Source organism: Tannerella forsythia (genome assembly GCF_001006485.1).
GTDB lineage: Bacteria > Bacteroidota > Bacteroidia > Bacteroidales > Tannerellaceae > Tannerella > Tannerella forsythia.
Genome location: NZ_JUET01000139.1, coordinates 94,397 through 112,114 on the forward strand (window position 1 = coordinate 94,397; position 17,718 = coordinate 112,114).

12 protein-coding genes, 1 tRNA gene and 1 pseudogene are annotated in these 17,718 nt (G+C 50.2%); 5 read left to right on the plus strand and 9 right to left on the minus strand.

Features of this window, described 5'->3' with window-relative positions:
- Window positions 1–2: 2 nt before the first annotated feature.
- From Tanf_RS13660 to Tanf_RS13680, 5 genes are read right to left on the minus strand one after another with little or no spacing between them, the layout of a single operon-like run.
- Window positions 3–1,571, minus strand: a complete 1,569-nt coding sequence (locus tag Tanf_RS13660) for a RagB/SusD family nutrient uptake outer membrane protein (RefSeq protein WP_046826242.1) — start codon at window positions 1,569–1,571, stop codon at window positions 3–5.
- 30 nt (window positions 1,572–1,601) lie between these two features.
- Window positions 1,602–4,985, minus strand: a complete 3,384-nt coding sequence (locus tag Tanf_RS13665) for a SusC/RagA family TonB-linked outer membrane protein (protein WP_080948655.1) — start codon at window positions 4,983–4,985, stop codon at window positions 1,602–1,604.
- 32 nt (window positions 4,986–5,017) lie between these two features.
- Entirely contained in the window at window positions 5,018–6,262 is a 1,245-nt protein-coding gene (locus Tanf_RS13670; RefSeq protein ID WP_046826244.1) for an MFS transporter, read from the minus strand.
- Window positions 6,263–6,286: 24 nt separating this feature from the next.
- Window positions 6,287–7,465: an AGE family epimerase/isomerase gene (locus Tanf_RS13675; protein ID WP_046826245.1), complete on the minus strand. Its 1,179-nt coding sequence runs from the start codon at window positions 7,463–7,465 to the stop codon at window positions 6,287–6,289.
- Between the two features lie 6 nt (window positions 7,466–7,471).
- Window positions 7,472–8,386 (minus strand): dihydrodipicolinate synthase family protein, encoded by a 915-nt coding sequence (locus tag Tanf_RS13680; protein WP_046826246.1) that lies wholly within the window; start codon window positions 8,384–8,386, stop codon window positions 7,472–7,474.
- Between the two features lie 316 nt (window positions 8,387–8,702).
- On the opposite strand from Tanf_RS13680, the gene Tanf_RS15195 reads away from it, so the two are divergent.
- Both Tanf_RS15195 and Tanf_RS13685 read left to right on the plus strand, forming a co-directional pair.
- Window positions 8,703–9,134 carry a hypothetical protein gene (locus Tanf_RS15195; protein WP_161794975.1) on the plus strand — a complete coding sequence of 144 codons (432 nt, stop codon included), beginning with the start codon at window positions 8,703–8,705 and terminating at the stop codon, window positions 9,132–9,134.
- A 228-nt stretch (window positions 9,135–9,362) separates the two neighbouring features.
- Window positions 9,363–9,438, plus strand: a tRNA-His gene (locus tag Tanf_RS13685).
- 60 nt (window positions 9,439–9,498) lie between these two features.
- Here Tanf_RS13685 and Tanf_RS13690 read toward each other — a convergent pair.
- The 3 genes from Tanf_RS13690 to Tanf_RS13700 all read right to left on the minus strand — a co-directional run bounded on the left by Tanf_RS13690 (window position 9,499) and on the right by Tanf_RS13700 (window position 12,458).
- Window positions 9,499–9,936 carry a hypothetical protein gene (locus tag Tanf_RS13690; RefSeq protein WP_046826230.1) on the minus strand — a complete coding sequence of 146 codons (438 nt, stop codon included), beginning with the start codon at window positions 9,934–9,936 and terminating at the stop codon, window positions 9,499–9,501.
- Between the two features lie 126 nt (window positions 9,937–10,062).
- Window positions 10,063–11,523, minus strand: coding sequence for a hypothetical protein (locus Tanf_RS13695; protein ID WP_046826231.1), 1,461 nt, complete (start codon window positions 11,521–11,523; stop codon window positions 10,063–10,065).
- Between the two features lie 20 nt (window positions 11,524–11,543).
- Window positions 11,544–12,458 carry a hypothetical protein gene (locus Tanf_RS13700; RefSeq protein ID WP_087879766.1) on the minus strand — a complete coding sequence of 305 codons (915 nt, stop codon included), beginning with the start codon at window positions 12,456–12,458 and terminating at the stop codon, window positions 11,544–11,546.
- Between the two features lie 387 nt (window positions 12,459–12,845).
- Here Tanf_RS13700 and Tanf_RS13705 point away from each other — a divergent pair, with 387 nt between their 5' ends.
- From Tanf_RS13705 to Tanf_RS13710, 3 genes are all read left to right on the plus strand, one after another.
- Complete coding sequence (locus Tanf_RS13705) at window positions 12,846–14,201, plus strand: ATP-binding protein (RefSeq protein ID WP_236684448.1); 1,356 nt, start codon at window positions 12,846–12,848, stop codon at window positions 14,199–14,201.
- A gap of 376 nt (window positions 14,202–14,577) precedes the next feature.
- Window positions 14,578–14,949, plus strand: a complete 372-nt coding sequence (locus Tanf_RS15950; protein ID WP_306766693.1) for a tetratricopeptide repeat protein — start codon at window positions 14,578–14,580, stop codon at window positions 14,947–14,949.
- Between the two features lie 18 nt (window positions 14,950–14,967).
- Window positions 14,968–17,100 (plus strand): response regulator, encoded by a 2,133-nt coding sequence (locus Tanf_RS13710; protein WP_306766692.1) that lies wholly within the window; start codon window positions 14,968–14,970, stop codon window positions 17,098–17,100.
- A 430-nt stretch (window positions 17,101–17,530) separates the two neighbouring features.
- On the opposite strand, the pseudogene Tanf_RS14545 reads toward Tanf_RS13710, so the two are convergent.
- Window positions 17,531–17,718, minus strand: a pseudogene (locus tag Tanf_RS14545) (IS1595 family transposase); the annotation flags it as partial.

Genomic DNA, 17,718 nt, shown 5'->3' on the forward strand with positions numbered 1-17,718 from the left:
AATTATTCATACCCCGGAGTCTGCTTGAGCAGGGGGTTGATGTTCATCGTGCCGATGTCGAGAGGCCAAAGCAGTTTGTGTTTTTCGGATGCGCTGATAAGCGGACTGCCGGCAGGATAATTGGCCGATGCAGAGAAAGCCAGTGAGTTTTTTGAAGCATCGCGCATGCGTACAACGTCGAACCAACGCTTGCCTTCCCATACAAATTCCTTATCGCGCTCATGCAAAATAGCCAGTTCATTCGTTGCAAAATCGCTTTCCTTATACGAATGTTCTTCGTAATGCTTTCCATACGCACGTTTGCGTACCTGATTGATATAATCGGCACACGGTTCTCCCAATCCATTGCTCACTTCCGCCATCATAAGTAATGCATCGGCATAACGATAGATGATGATGTCGGCATCGTAGACGCGGTTGTTATTCTCATTGATGGAGCCGACGCCTTTCTTCATTACGCATCCGAACTTCGAGGCGGTGAGCAGTGAGTCGCCGTAATACTCGAGGAAGGTGGCATCACGTCGTTGGTCGGCGGCATCGTAGGTCTTCCAGAAGTCATAAGTATATTCGCTGCGGAACACCCCGCCCGTACCTTTCAGATTCAGCGTGTCGTTCTCGATCTTTTTCCCGTTGCGGCCATATACCTGACCCACAAACAGCGCTTGTTGGTAAAGGAAACTTGAAGCATTATTCGTGGCTTCGCGATCGGCAAAATGCAGTGTAAAAACAAGCTCCTTGTTATTGCGATTACTTGTGCTGAAAATGCTTCCGAAGTCTTTGAGCAATTCGAACTTACCGACTACTTCATTCAGGGCTGTTTTCGCCACTTTCAGATCGTCCGTACCGGTCGCCGTATATCCCTGGATGGATACTTTGGCCGCCCACAAGTAGATTTCGGCCTTGAGCATCAAGGTAGCCGCCTTCGACCACATCATCTTCGGATAGTTGTTACTTACTGTCTTACCGGCATAATACTCTTCCGATTTCAAGATGTCTTTCTTGATGAATTCCATCGTAGCCTGCGGTGTAGCCCGTTCGACATAAAATTTCTCGGCAGTTGCCTTCCCGTTGAGGATTTCGGTTTCCGTCACGATCGGCACGCCGCCGTACGTCTTATAGAGCATAAAATAGTACAACGCTCTGAACCCGTAAGCCTGTGCCAGCAGATTTTTACGGCTCTCGTCGCTCAAAAACGTACATTTGTTTTCTACCTGATCGATAAAATGGTTTACCTGAAAGAGATTGTCGTAAAGCCCATACCAGTTTCGGATGCCTGTGCGATCCTTATCAAACAGGTTGGAACGCTCGTTGGCATAGTGAAGACTGGTGTTCAACGACGAGGAGCCTACACGCTGGGTGCCTCCCCGTATTTCTCCCAAATGATAGAACATGAAATAACTTCTTCTTAAGTCGGCATGCAATCCGATGAGTGCACCGTTCACCTGCGCTTCATTTTTCCAGAAGTTTCCGCTTCCGAAATAATCTTCGGGAGCCAGATTCAATGAGTCGCACGACATGAGAACAACCATGAAAGCGATCCATAGGACAATATGATTTGCTATCTTTTTCATATACTGTGTATTTTTATATTCGTTAATCAATCAAAAAGTTACATTAATCCCGAAAATAACTGTACGGGGTAACGGATAACCGCCGTTATTATTCGCTTTTTCGGGAGAAAAGAGGTGTTTGGCCTGTGTCAAATACCCTAAATTTTGTCCGGTCACGGATAACTCTACGGCGTTCAGTCGAGCTTTTTCGATCCATAATGCCGGTAATTTGTAAGCCAGGGTCAATTCGCGTAAAGCCAGATAATCCCCCTTGTAGATGAACATGGACGTAGTGCGGGAATAATTGCGTTTACCCAATTGGTCGGCCCAGACATATTTCGGATAGGCAGCATTCGGGTTATCAGGTGTCCAGGTATCTTTCGTCTCGGCAATCGTATTAAAGGTTCCCTGAGCGGCTCCCATAAACCATGGCGTTCTCCAGTCAACTGCTTTGAACCCCAAGGCATAGTCCATACGCGCAGAGAGGGTCAGGCTCTTCCAACTTAAAGACGTGCTGATCCCACCGGTCCATTTCGGTACGGTATTGCCAATCTTCACCCTGTCAAAGTTATCGATCACTCCGTCGCCATTGACATCCTTCCATTTGATATCGCCCGGCTGAATGGGGAGTGCATTCTTTTTCTGCGATTCCGACAATTTATGATACCCTTCGGCACCCCCATAAAGCGGACGCCCTGTCGAGCCAAACCCTCCGGATGTGATATCAATCAGTCCTTTGGGAATCTCGTCCTGCGACCGGTAGATACCTTCCGCCACAAACGCATACAAATCGTTAGGGGTCTGTCCTTCCTGATAACCGCCGACCCACATTTTCTCATTGCCATTACCGGTATATACCTGAAAAGCACCCTGACGATTACGCTCAAGACCGTTATCCGGAAGCTGTATCACTTTATTCCTATTCATCGCTCCGTTCCAGCTTATGTTCCATTTCCAGTCTTTGTTGTCGATGATACGGAAAGCCAATTCAAACTCTAATCCCTGATTCTGAAACTTGCCGTTGTTGGATACGACCGAGTTGACCCCTGAAGTAGATGGGATGGTGATATTGGCATACTTGTCCGTCGTCAAACGATTATAATAGGTCAGGTTTGCGTTGATCCGATTCTCGAGGAACCCGAGATCAAGCCCGACTTCGAACGTACGCGATTTTTCCCATAACAGATAAGGATTGGGAATCGCACCTAACAGGAATCCGGTAGAACCGTTGTATGTCAAACTTCCATACGATCCCTGTACGGTATAATTGCCTACGAAATTTTTATTTACATTCCCGTTCAGCCCGAAACTGGCACGCAGTTTACCGAACGAAAGGATATCGGTTGTGCCAGCCATAAATTCCTCTTTATTGAACACCCATCCGGCCGAGACTCCCGGAAAGATTCCCCACCGGTTTTCTTCAGTCAGCTTCGAATAGCCGTCTTTTCGCATTACGATCGAAAGCAGGTATTTACTTTGATAATCGTAATTCACGCGTCCGAAAAACGACATAATGCGCTGACGTGAATGCCACGAATCAATACTCCGCTGATTTTCTTTTTTCGACGTCAGCCCCAAATCCATAAAATCATCTGTCGGTGCTCCGGATCCGGCCGCATTGAACCCCTTCTCATACGAATCATAATATTCAAAACCTGCCATCGCGTCAAGGTAATGATCTTTGTTAATCTGACGTTTATAATTCAAAATGGCATTGTAGGTCTGATCCAGTGTACGTTTATAAGAAGCAGACGTATGGCGTGCCGTGTTCATATTACCCGGCGAACTAAGATAATCTTTGTTGAATGCCTCATACTTCCCTTCCGAGAAATACCAGATCGTCCCGAGTTTAAGCGAGAGACCTTTCATCAAGTCAAGTGTAAACGACTGATTGATGGTAAACTTATCCGTATTGTTATCACGGATAAACTGTTTAAAGTTATATTGCTGGTTTCCGTCACCCGAATTCGGTCCGAGCAACATTTCACCTTTTGCATTGTATCCCCGGAATGTAGGAGGTACGGAAAAAACGCGCGAAAAATAATTCGCTTCATCGGCCTGCGAAGGAGGTAAACCGTACCATGTTGCATCGGCAAACGTGAAACTCGAATTCGATGTCAGCCATTCTTTTAGTTTATAATCGGCATTCAACGTAAACGTAATCCGTTTATACCAATTGCCGTAAGCTGTTCCGTCACTCTTATTATATCCTAAGCCCGCGTAGTAACTTCCTTTATTGTTACCGCCGTTTACACTCAGATTGTAATCCTGCGAATAAGCCGGAGACTGAATGTTGAATTCATCCATAAAAGTATTTTTATAGATGATCTTGTCACCATATACCGGATCCGTCATCGTTTGCCATCCCTGATCGAGCAGGAAAGCGAGTTTGTCATTATATTTCATCGGACTCCACACAGCCGAAGCATGCTTGTTCCCGTCTAAGGGAGTCACTCCATCCTTGCCGAAGTAGGCATTTCCTGTTCCGTAGGGTGTGGCACCGGTCAAACTGCCCAAACTGGACCAAGACTTCACTTTTGTTCCGTCGGGATTCTTCAATTCATCCACATAAGCGTTTTTGTAAGCCGAACGCATCCAATACAAGTACTGACCGGCATCCAGAAATTGATATGAATCATGAAAATAGTTCATTCCGAACTTGGCTTTCAGATTCACCTCGGCACGGCCGCTTTTCCCTCGCTTCGTCGTTACTAAAATAACCCCGTCGTTAGCACGCGCTCCGTAGATAGCCGTTGCACCGGCATCTTTCAACACTTCCATCGACTCGATATCGTCAGGGTTGATATCGCTTAAAGAACTGCGCACTTGCCCGTCGATCAGGATCAACGGCGATCCCGAACCGTCGAAGTTCGTTCCTCCACGAAGCACCAGCGTCGGAGTAGCTCCGGGATTCCCCGAAGTCTGGCTGACCGACAGACCGGCTACTGCACCCGACAGCGCCTGTGCGGGATTTGAAAATAACCCTTGACTTAAGGTCTCCTCCTTCACTTTTGAAATGGAGTTGGTGACTTTCGAACGCAACTGCCGTCCGCCGTAACCGGTTACGACGACTTCGCTCAATTGAGCCACATCTTCTTTTAACACCACGTCGATCTTTGTTTTTCCGGCCACCGAAACCTCCTGAGAGGCGTATCCGATATAAGAAAAAACAAGAACCGCATTCGAAGCAGTCGACAAGGAATAGTTTCCGTCTATGTCGGTAACTGTTCCGTTTCTCGTTCCTTTCTCTACAACAGACGCACCAATCACCGGCTCACCTGATTGATCAGTGACTGTGCCTGAAACATTTTTGTTTTGTTGAGAGATATTCGTCTCGCTTATGCCCAAATTATTTTTGGCATTCACACCGTTCGGATGCAGAGATATGAATAAAAATACCCCCCCCAATACAACATTTTTTAAAATTCTTTTCATAAATTTAAATAGTTATTGATTAATGAAGACCTTTATTTCTCTTTCTTGTCTGCGGTTTGGGGACGCAGAAAGAGTAATTGTACGACGAGAGCACCAGCGACTACGACTGCCAGCATCGCGAAGTCTTTCCCAAGGTTGCCGGCATCGGTCGACCGTCCGAGGAAATTCGTAATCATGGCGCCGGCAAATACCCCCGTCATGTTCATGAGTCCGTAGGCTGTAGCACGGTATCTCGACGAAATAAACTGACACAGGATCGGCATGTTATTCGCATCGAACATGCCGTAACCGATACCGAAGCACAGTCCTCCGCCGATAATCATCGTCAGACTATGTCCGAAGCCGAGCAGCAGCAAGGAAGGGATCATCAGTGACAACCCGATCGCTCCGGTATAAATACGTCCTCGAAGGTTACGTTGTATCCACCGGTCGGAAAGGATGCCACCGGCAATCACTCCGATGAATGATGACACGGCAATGACAATCGTCGATAACGGTCCGGCTTTCGTCATATCGATCGACAGGTTTTCGGAGAACAGCGTCGGTAACCAGTTCTTCGTCGCCCATCCCGGAAGACTCGGAGTCGCAAAATAGAGCAGGATGATCCAGAATGAAATGTTACCGGCCAACATGCCGATACCTTTCAATGCCGATTTTACCGTTTCGCCCAACGAAGTGGGCTGTGGAGTACTTACCGGTGTCTCACTCTTTTTATCTTTCAGGAAAAGGATCAGGATGAGACTGTATATAATACCTATCCAGCCAAAGCTCTGGAAAGTAACATGCCAACTGAAAATACTGGAAACCGTTGCCCCAAAGCCGCCTAAGGCCTGTCCGACATACAATCCCGTCATGTGGATGCCGACAGCCAGCGAACGTGTTTTCTCCCGATGATAGTCGGTGATCAGCGACAGTCCCGCAGGGATATATAATGCTTCGCTGACTCCCATCAATGCACGCAACCAATAGACCTGTTCGAAAGTCGTACAGAAGCCCATCATCAGCGTCACAAACGACCAGACAAAAAGGCTTGAGACAATCAGCCATTTACGATTCACACGGTCGGCAATCATACCGGCGACCGGACTCATCAAACCGTAAATCCAAAGGAAGACAGCCATCAGCCGCCCGAAGTTTGCTGCCGATTCCAGCTCCGCGATATCGATCATCATCGTATCTCTCATGGTCGAGAGCATCTGCCGATCGAGGTAATTTAGCAGCGCCACAACCCACAAGAGGGCTACGACAATCCAAGGGTAATACTTTGAGTTTTTCATCATCGTCCGATTTTAATCCATAATTTAAGTCATAAGCTCACGGCACAGGAGGTGTGCCTTTATCATCATCCGCGGAATATGAAACGGACCTTTGAAAAGATTTCCTTTAGCAGGCTGCGCCACAGTTCCGTCGCGATGCAGGTAGCCGTACCACTCTCCGTATTGACTGTCGGGGAAGTGAGCATACATGTATTCGTTCACCTGACGGTGCATCTCCAGATATTTTTCGTTGCCGGTAGCTTGATAAGCGTAAAGTGCTGCTATCACCGTCTCGGTCTGCGGCCACCAGAACTTCATGTCCTGCGAATAATCCTGCGCGGGGAAATTGCGACAGTCGCGGAAATTGATGATACCGCCGAATTCGGTGTCCCATCCCCATTCCCACGACCAGTCGAGGATGGTCAGCGCTGTTTCAAGCAACGCCTTATCCCCCTTCCTGAACGCAGCTTCTTCCATCAGAAACCATGCCGTTTCGATGCAATGCCCCGGATTAATTAACCGGCCGGCCGACGTGTCGATAAACTCGCCGTTAGGGCCAACCGTCTCAAGCAATGCACGATATTCCGGATGCATAAAGTAACGACGGATCTCATCGATCGACTCATCGATCTGTCGTGTCAGCACCTCATCATTGATTGCCGCGCGGATTCGTGATGCCGTATTGATCAGAATCATGCAAAGCGAGTGCCCTTTCGCCTGAAAAGCAGGAAGGTATTTCGGTTCAGTCAAACCCGGCGTATTTTTGTATTTGAGGATCAGCTTAAACAGAGCCAAGGCTTTTTCGGCATACGTCCGGTCGCCCGAAGCCATCGCATATTCCGACATGGCAATCGCCGCAAACGATTCGGAGAAGAGATAACGACGCTTACGCAAAGGCGTACCGTCGGCAGTTACTTCAAAATACATCCGCCCGTCCCTATCGGTACAGTGTTCTTCGATAAAATCAATACCCGATTTCGACAAGGCTAACCATTCTTCATTGCGCTCAATATGGTTATACGCATACGCCAGCACAAACGCAAAGCGCCCCTGAAACCAAACCGATTTTGTCGGGTCGTACAGTGTTCCGTCCCGATCGACACACGTGTAATAGCCTCCGTTAACACGATCTACCCCGTATTTTATCCAAAACGGGAAGATATCCGTCAGTAAATCGTTCTTATACTTTTCCGCCCAATATCCCAGATATTCTTTGATATCCATATTCATTTATTTATTACATCTTTCAAAAAATCCGATCGCTTCGAGTTCTTTCTTCATCGAAGTTTCTTCGGCATCGGTCATGTTACGGAAAGGCGTACGGTTTTTCCCGAGGTCGAGACCGATCAGTTTCATGATTCGCTTTCCTCCGACGATATTTCCGCGATAATTACAAATCACATTGATTACTTCCTGCGAAAAGTTTTGTCGTTCACGCGCTGTTTCCAAATCACCGGCTTCCCATGCCTCGATAATACCGACCAGCTCGCGGCCGTTATAGTTCGTCGTGCCGCCGATACCGCCCTGTGCTCCTCCCATGGCCAGACAGGGAAGAATCGTCTCGTCCTGCCCGTGCAGCATATCGAACTTCCCGTTCTTGTAAAGACGGCACTGGTTGTATTCATAAAGACTCTCATACGTATATTTAATACCGGCAAAGTTCGGGATACGTCCGTCTACCGTTTGCAGAAACTCGACCATCGACAGGTATGCTCCATTGAAGGCCGGTATATGATAATAGTAAAACGGGAGTTCCGGTGCACCGCTCGCAATCTCCTCACAATATTGTACCAACTCTTCCACACGCGCCACTTTAGGAAACGGCGAAGCCATCGCCCCCGTTCCCCATGCACCGATTTCTTGAGCATGAGCGGCCAGACGGCGGCTCGATTTCACACACGTACTCCCCACATGAACAATCACTTTAAAGCCCGACGGAACAACCGAAACCCATTTTTCAGCCAGTTTCATCCGTTCGTCTTCCGTCAGCATGTAGCCCTCACCGGACGAGCCGTTAATAAAAACACCTTTCAACCCGTTACGCGCCAACAGTGCCGCATATTCCGCTATCGGAGCATAATCCACCTCGCCTTTTTTGTCAAATGGCGTAAATGGAGCATCGATCAATCCTTTAATCTTTTCCATCATTCTTCTTTTTTATACAATATTAGTCAAAGATTTTTTTACACCGCAAAGATAAATACTATTTTTATTTTAAGCATGCAGAATTATTAAAAAATTTTTGAATCGTCCTATAAAAACCATATTGATATTTCATTTGATATCTTCTTTCCGTGTTCGCTTTTCAAAACGATCCACCTGACATGCCCTTTTCATTGTCTCCTTCTTTTTCTTTTTTAGCTTCATACTTTGCTACATTGCCTCTTTAATCCGTTACTACTTATTATCCCAAATTACGCGATACACTGTTCGGTGTTTACCGTTAATAATGGACGTACGAATGTACGACAATGGTTACGTCAGGCTTACAGCCCTCCGCCGAGATGCGATGCTTTTTTTCCCCAACGCTTCGCATTGGGCTGAATTATTATGCCCTTTCAGGGCTTTTACAGCAGTCAGCTATCAGTATTCAGCTTGCGTAATTCGTAATTGTTTGTTAGCGGTCAGCAATCAGGACAGCCAACAAATCAACGAATCAACAACTCAACGCCCGCAGGGCATACAAGGGCTGGAAGCCCGAATTATTTCAGCCCCATCCCGTAAGGGTGGGGAATCCATGCCCATACCTTGGTTAGAGGGCTGTAAGCCTGATATAATCGTTAGCGGTCAGTATTCAGCGGTCAGCCAACAAATCAACATGTCAACGAATCAACATGTCAACGAATCAACAACTCAACAATTTAACAATTCACCGCCTCTGCGAGGTTTATAAGGGCTGAAGGCCTGAATTAAATTCATTCTTATTGGTTCTATTGCGGAATCTGGGTTTATATGATTCAATAAGGTTTATTCCAATCCTTCAGGCGACAGACAAAAGTTGCAGATAAAGAGCCAGCCTCCCATTTTTCAGTCTGCCGACCGTAGAAAAATTTCCGCCAACCGTTTGCAGGTGTAAAAAAATGCGCTATCTTTGCAGCGCATTAAAAAAGTGCAGCATAATGGTGAATGTAGCTCAGCCGGTTAGAGCATCGGATTGTGGTTCCGAGGGTCGTGGGTTCGAGTCCCATCTTTCACCCGTCAAAAAATAAAACGAAGGTTGTCGGCGAAAGCCGAACAACCTTCGTTTTGTAGTTTACTCAGAATGTTCCGAAGACGTTGAGTGTAAGTTGTACGCCATCCTTACCCTTGAGTTTAACAATATGGTGCGAAGCATCCACTTTTTCTATTGCGACGCGTTCCATGCTCTCCATTATTTTTTTATAGGAGAAATCGGAAGGAGTGGCATAAGGTGCTATTGGGTCGGGAAGCCAAACCACTTTCCATTCTCCGTCAACGAATATGAGGATGGGGCGTTTGCGTGGTCCACTGCCCTGTATGTAGAGTCCCGCGTCCTCCCGTACCATTTCATCAAGAAGCTTGCCTACCGCTCCTAAAATGGCGTGTTTGGTTGCAGCGTTGTAGGAGTTGAAGCGGCGGAAGGTATCGTACTTGATGTCACCCACTACCTTGTGGTTTACTTTGCCCAATTTTCCCTTTACGGGGTTCAGCCTGTAATACTTTGAATGTCTGTTCATAATTCTGATTTTTTAATCGTGAAACATTTGGTTATTGTTTATATCTCTCCTCCCGCCGCTGTGGGCGGGAGGAGAGGTTTTTATTGTCAGCTGATCGCACTATACCCATTTCGGGCAAGGCAAATTTTATGGGCGGACGGGCCGCACCGAGAACCCGTAGAAGCGGGGGTTGTGGTACCAGCCGCGCGCGCCCGAATCGAAGCCGAGGTTGCGGGCGCAGTAGCTGCGGGCCGCGTCGAGCGAACACGACCAGAAGTAGCCTCCGCTGCCGGCATAGTAGAGAGCGGAACCTCCGCGGTAGCCGGCGGCAGGCAGGAAGATGGAGTTGCCGTTCGTTTTGCTCTTCACTTCGTAGCCGTTCTTGCCGTCCTGTGTGGTCCACGTCCAGGTGCAATTGTTCGCGTCTAAAAGTTCCCGGATTTCGACCAAGGTCGGCATGCGCCAGGGCGAGCCGAGTTTCCGGGTGGCGGCGTCGTCGGCCGCTTCGAGGGTGGTCTTGTTGTCGCCGATGAAGGTGCCGCCGGCGTCATACCAGATGCCCTCGGTCTGGCCGTCGGCGACGGTGTACTTGGTGATGTGCTTCCAGTCGGACTGGCCCGCCTGCATCCACTTGTAGGTTGCCCAAGTGTAGTCGGTCTTGGGCTCGGTCTCGCCCCATGCGTAGTAGTGGCCGTAGTCGCTCGGCTTCGATGCGCCGAGGTTGCGCTTTGCCCACTTGATGCCGCTGGGCAGGCCGAGGTCCACATACTCTTCGGTAGAACCGCCGCCACCGCCGATCTTGTCCTTCAGTTCCTCGAGCTTCTGGATAATCTGCGCGAGGGCTGCGGCTGTATCGGCGTTGCCACTGTTCACGGCAGCGATGAGGCTGTTGATGGCGGCTGTCGTGTTGTTGATGGCATTGACGATGCCGGCCTGTCCCGTGCCGAGCGCCTCGATCTGCGCCTTCATCGCATTAAGGGCGGCAACCACGGCGTCGAACTTGTCGCTGTAGTTCGGCATCGCCTTGATCGCGGCTTCGATGAGACCGAGCTTTGCCTCGAGCGAGAGGGTCTGAGCCTTGATGGCCGCCTCGATGAGGGCGAGCTTGCTCTGGAGCGTAGTGTTCACGCTGTTGATGGCCTCGGCGATGGCTGCTATCTTCGCCTCCATGCTGCCTTGCAAGTTGTTGATAGCGGTGATGAGCTTGCCGGCCATTTCCTCCTGCTTGAGGGTCTGGTTTTTCACGGCGGTCTCCAAGAGTGCTAGCTTGCCTTCGAATGAGAGTGTCTGCGCCTTCATGGCAGCCTCGATGGCTGCAAACTTGGTTTCGAGCGTGGCGTTCACGGAGGTGAGCACGTCGATGATGGCCTGCAGCTTGGTCTGCCGGTCAGCGTTCATCTTGTCGATGGCCTCGGTGAGCTTCCTGATGGCTTCCTCGTGATCGAGTTTACCTTTATTGATTTCTTCCACGACCTTGGTGAAGTCGTTAATGACCGACACGCTCAAGGTGTAATGGATATCGGGTGCGTCCTCCTGACATGAGGTGAAGAACGCAGGTGTTGCCAACGGCATGGCGATGGCAAGCAGAATGGATTGAATTCGTTTCATATTTCAGTTGGTTATTGGTTTTATTTTACGAAAGTATAGCGCAGGGTCACCAAACCGAAGACAAAACGCTTCGGAGCGATGCCCTTGCGGTTGAAGAGCCGGTCCGTCTCGCCTTTCAGTCCGATGCTGAACTCCCGGCTCATGTCGGCCTCGATATGGAGCGAAGCGGGAACGTAGAGCGTGTTGAACTTCTCGTGGCGGTTCGTGCTACGTATGCTGCCCGTGATGGTTACTTCCGAGTCGTTGCCGATGGTTGTTCCCTCGCCAATGGGCGTGGTTTGTCCGCCCTGCGTCTGCGTGTTGCTGATGTAGATGCCATACTCGTTGCCCTTGGCAAAGGTGTAGCCTACGCCCGTGCCCACCCAGATGTTGAGCCACTGCGCGCCGCGGCGGGGCCACAGCTCCATGAGGTTGAAGCCTAAGCCGAGTTTGGCGTTGTGGTAGTTCATCAAGTAGTTGCCGTACGCCTTGATGGGCGTCGTCTTGGTGTCGAGCACGGAGAAGCGCTGCTCACGGCGGTAGCGCGACCAAAGATACTCGGCGCCCACGCGCACCCAGGGGCGGATGGTGAAGTCCACGCCGCCACCCATGGCGGGCGACTGTTTGTAACTGCGCTTGGCATCGAGATTCTGATACCATACGTCGCTTGCCCACGACAGTCCGCCCTCGGTATAAATACTCCAAGTGCGGGTGCGCAGCTCGCTGCTTTGGTCTCGCGGCAGCTGTGTTCCGCTCCCGTCTGTGGCCTGCGCCTGCGCGCCGACGGCTACGGTTGCGGAGAACAGGACGCAGAGACCCACTCGTGCCCATCGGCCGCTGAGCGGCGGAATAAGCGGTTTCGTTCGCTTTCGCGCGCCTTTTCTCGCCGTGGCATCACTCAAGCCGGGCTTGGTGCTGCTCATCCGGCTGGTCGAAAATGTTCGTCTTTTGTTCATACTTGTTGCTTGAATTAAATTAAAAGAGTTGATGATATTGTCGTCTTGTCTCACATACCTTATTATAACAGGCCACCTGTGAAGAACCCCATGAGCCGTTGCCGGAGGATGCGGCGGGTCTGTTTTTCTGCTGCAAAATTAAAGGTGAGACGATGGGAGGGGACTATGCTAATCGGACAAAAAACTATGCTGATCGGACATTCTGCATTTGCCCCGATTATTCTAATCGGACATTTCAGGCTTATAACTTACTGATAATCATAAGAAACACATGAATAGTTTTACAACTTTTAAGAAATGGGGCTTTCGGGACTTCAAAGCAGGTCTTTTCGCATTTCATGATTGGTTTCGGAGCAGAAGACAATGAGCCGATAAAAGAAATATTTGGTGATTTATGGAAGTTTTCTCAGTGTCGTGTCGTGGATTATGGAACTTTTTCGTTATCTTTGCAGGCAGTTAAAACATCATGATGACATGGATGCAAGAAGACTGATAACCATCTTTTCCGACCAAAAGGAGGAACTGCTGTCACACGACCTGTCGCTGCTGTGCGACAGGATGGAGGAAAGACAGCTCTCGCCGTCGAGCAACCTTGCCCAGATTGTGACAGGTGTGCGGAGAAGCGGAAAATCCACCCTGTGCGAGAAGTTCATACGGCAGCAGGGAGTGGAATTTGCCTACGCCAACTTCGACGACGACCGACTGACAGGGCTGGAGACCGGCGATTTCGACCGCGTGCTCGACGCCTTGTACCAGATATACGGTGATTTCAAATATCTCTTCCTCGACGAGGTGCAGAACATCAAGGGCTGGCAGCTGTTCGCCAACCGGCTGCTTCGCCAGAAAGTGCACCTGTTCGTCACGGGCTCCAACTCCAAGCTGCTGAGCAGCGAGCTGACCACCCACCTGACGGGGCGACACAACAAGGTGGAGCTCTATCCGTTCTCGTTTGCCGAATATGCCACGATGCGCGGCGTGGAGCTTCGCTCCCTCTCCACCAAGTCCAAGGCCCTGCGCAAGAAAGCCCTGCATGAATACCTTACGGACGGAGGCTTTCCCGAACTGCTGAACGAGCGGAACAAACGGGGATACATAGAGGCGCTGCTCAACTCCATCATCAAGAACGACATTGCTCGGCGATTCCGCCTGCGGCACGTGGAGGTGCTCCGGCGGATGGCAACCTACCTTGCCGACAATTTCTGTCAGGAGTTCGTGGCTACGGACCTTGCCCGGATGTTCGGCGTATCGAACCATACCATAGAAAACTACTATTCCTATCTGAAGGAGGCATTCCTGCTTCTAGGCGTTCCCAAGTTTTCCTACAAGAGCCGGGAACGGGTACGAAACGAAAAAGTGTATGTCGTGGACGTGGCCTTCGTATCTGAGCGCAGCGGCACCTTCTCCACAGAGAACACGGGCTGGCGACTGGAGAATACGGTCTATGTGGAACTGCTCCGCCGCTACCGCCCTGAATATGCCGACGTGTTCTACTACCGTGACAAGCAATGGGAGGTGGACTTCGTCATCGCCAAGAGCGGCAAGGTGGAACAATTAGTGCAGGTGTCCTACGACATCAGTGCGGAGAAGACCCTGAACCGTGAAATCAACGCCCTGCTGAAAGCCGCCACGAAATTCCACTGCGAGAACCTGCTGCTCATCAACTTCGACGAAGACCGTGAGGTGGAGAAGAACGGATATACCATCCGTATGATTCCCGCCGCCGAATGGCTGACCAGACAATAAGCACGCCCATGAACAATCATAAAACATCACATTTATGCAGTACGATAAATATAACCTTAAAACCACTTTACAACCTCACCATGAGCCTTTTAACAGTTATGGAGGGGGGGGGGGCTACCGACTGATTTTAAGCGCGTTAGCGGCGTTTATTTCAGTTTGTCTCCTGCTCGTTTCGTGCGGGAAGAAGTCCGTATCATTCACCCCTGACGAACGCAAGATGGCGGACAGCATCGTGCGCTCCGCCCACGACATTGATTCGCTCGCCCTACTGCAAAAACGAATGGAAAGCGAGGGCGACAGGCTCGGCAGCATCATTGCCCTGCGGGAATGGGGCAAGGTATTGCGCAACGAGAGCCGCTTCGAGGAAGCCCTGAACGTGCACAGCAAGGGGCAGCAGCAGGCAGAAGCCGTCGGCGATACGCTCGAGTGGGTGCAGGCGCTGAACAACATCGGCACCGACTACCGGCGGATGGGTGTGCTCGACGTGGCGCAGGAATATCATTACCGGGCATGGACACTCAGCGAGGAATGCGCCGACACCTCGTCCACTACCAGGAAAAACCGGGCCATATCGCTCAACGGACTGGGCAATATTTACATGACATTAGGCAATTACGAGCGTGCAGACAGCGCACTACGCATGGCACTGGAAGGTGAACGGCAGTTGCACAGCGCGTTGGGACAGGCCATCAACTACGCCAATCTCGGTTCCATCTTCGAGCATCGCGGACAAACAGACTCGGCCTAGGTGTATTACCTCAAGTCGATGGCACTCAACACAGAGGCGGGCAGCACACTCGGCATATCGCTCTGCCACACTTATTTCGGTTCGCTCTACGAAAAGGCGCGGCAATACGGCAAGGCGACCGAGGAATATGAAACCGTCTACCGGCTAATGCAGGAGTCCAAAGACGAATGGCATGCCCTGAACTCGCTCATTGCCCTTGCAGACATCTATCACACCACCGGCAACGACGCGAAGGAGATGGAATACCTGGGCAAGGCAAAAGCGATAGCCGAACGCATCAAGTCGCCGGAGCATCTGGCGGAAATCCATACCTTATATTACAAGCACTATAAACGGGCGGGCGACTACCGTACGGCCTTGTCCTCTTACGAGCAGGCTATGACCATGCAAGACAGTGTGCTGAACATGGAAAAGGTGAACCGCATCCAGAACACGAGCCTGAACATCGAGCGCAACCGGCAGGCGAGGGAGATGGGTGAGGCACGGCACAGGCTGGAACAGGAACGGACGGCGCGCTATGTCGGCTTTGGTGTTTTGGGGATTGTGCTGCTCGTCTTGTCAGGAGTGCTGACAATCGTACTTTATACCAACCGACTGCACCGCCGAAACCATCTGGCACTGAAAAGACTGTCGGCCTTACGCGAGAACTTCTTCACCAACATCACCCACGAATTCCGTACGCCGCTCACCGTGATACTCGGACTGAGCCATAACTTGCAAGATGCCGACACGGAAGCGGTCAGGGAGAACGCACGCACCATCGAGCGGCAGGGCAAGGGCTTGCTCACCCTCATCAACCAGCTCCTGGACATCTCGAAAATCAAGTCTTCCGTGGGCAATCCCGATTGGTATAACGGCAACATCACGGCGCATCTCACCATGATTATCGAGGCCTACCGCGACTATGCCCGCAGCCGTAATATCGACCTGCACTTCCTTGCCAGAGAGGCGGTGGAGATGGACTTCGTGCCCGACTATGTGAGCAAGGTAATGAACAACCTGCTATCGAACGCCTTCAAGTTCACGCCCGAATACGGAAAGGTAAGCGTGTTGGTATGGCGCGAAGGCAACTGCCTGTTCTTGGATGTATCCGATACGGGCGAGGGAATAGACAAGGAAACAGTTTCCCATGTCTTCGAGCCTTTCTATCAGGCAGAGACCGAGGCGCGAAGCATCGGTACGGGCGTGGGGCTGGCACTCGTCAAGCAGATTATCGACGCAGTGGAAGGCTTCATCACGATAGAGAGCACGGTAGGAAAAGGCACGACATTCCATATCCATGTGCCGATACACCATGACAGCAAGCGAAAAATGGACAGTACAATGATTGACAGCGCTCCGCTCCTGCCCGAAAACGAGACAACACTTGCCGACAGCGAGAACGACGACAACCAATGCCGTCTGCTTGTCATTGAGGACAACCACGACATCGCCGCCTATATCGGTTCGCTGTTTGCCGACCGTTACGCTGTCTCCTATGCCGCCAACGGCAAGGAAGGAATGGAAAAGGCGCTCGACCTGGTACCCGACCTCATCATCACCGACCTGATGATGCCCGGCATGGATGGTCTGGAAGTGTGCCGGCAGGTGCGTGGAAACGAAATCATCAACCACATTCCCATCATCGTCGTTACGGCGAAGATTACGGAGGAAGAACGAATCAAGGGATTGGAGGCAGGGGCCGATGCCTATATTTCCAAGCCGTTCAACGCCGACGAGCTGCGAACAAGAGTAGAAAAATTGCTTGACCGTCATCTCCGTCTGCGTGACAAGTTCAGCAATAGTGCCGATACGGACAAGGAGCAGAAGCTCACGGATGCTGAGCGACGCTTCCTTGCCAAGGCGGTGGATTTCATCTATCAGCTCTTGGACAAACGGCACTTGGATGTGAACACGCTGGCAGAGAAACTCTGCATGAGCCCACGACAGCTGCACCGGAAACTCGTTGCCATTACAGGCGACTCCCCCGCCACGTACATGTTGAAGATAAAGATGCAGAAGGCACGAAACCTGCTGGAGACCAAACCCGGATTTACGATTGAGGACATCGCCGAGCATTGCGGTTTCGAGCATACGCCCAATTTCTATAGTGCTTTCAGGAAAATGTACGGCGTCACGCCTATGGATTATCGCAGAGGAATCGGCTTTTGAGGACACATAAGTAGCAGATAATTAAACACAATCTCTACCGAACGGACATGTTCATGCACATGCTCCGTTCGGTATTTTTTGTCATAATGTCACTTCCATCCATATCGAGGCCACAAGTACGCAGTTATCTCAAACCTGTAATACACACAGTTTCTTTGGTTTACCTTTATCCGTACACCGCTGTTGGTGTCATTAAATCCATAGTAATATAGAACAAATAAGAATGAATTTAATTCAGGCCTTCAGCCCTCCGAACAAGGTCCGGATGTCGATACCCCACCCTTACGGGATGGGGCTGAAATAATTCGGGCTCCCGGCCCTTTCGGGTAATGGGTATGCGCATTACACGCCGAATCATGTACCCGGCATGACAATTCACCATTGACAATTAACCTGTCGTACATTCGTATCCATTATTAATTATATATGATTATCCGCACTTATACCTAAACTCATTTCTATAGCTTACACAGGCAACCAGCAATCTTCCCAAAAGAGCTTCTCCCAAATATCGGCGATTAAACTTGTAACAGAATTCATCTAAGTAATTTTGTAAGAATTCGGGCTTGATGTCATGGAACGTATTTATCAACTGTCTCTTGGCATTGCTGATGGCGA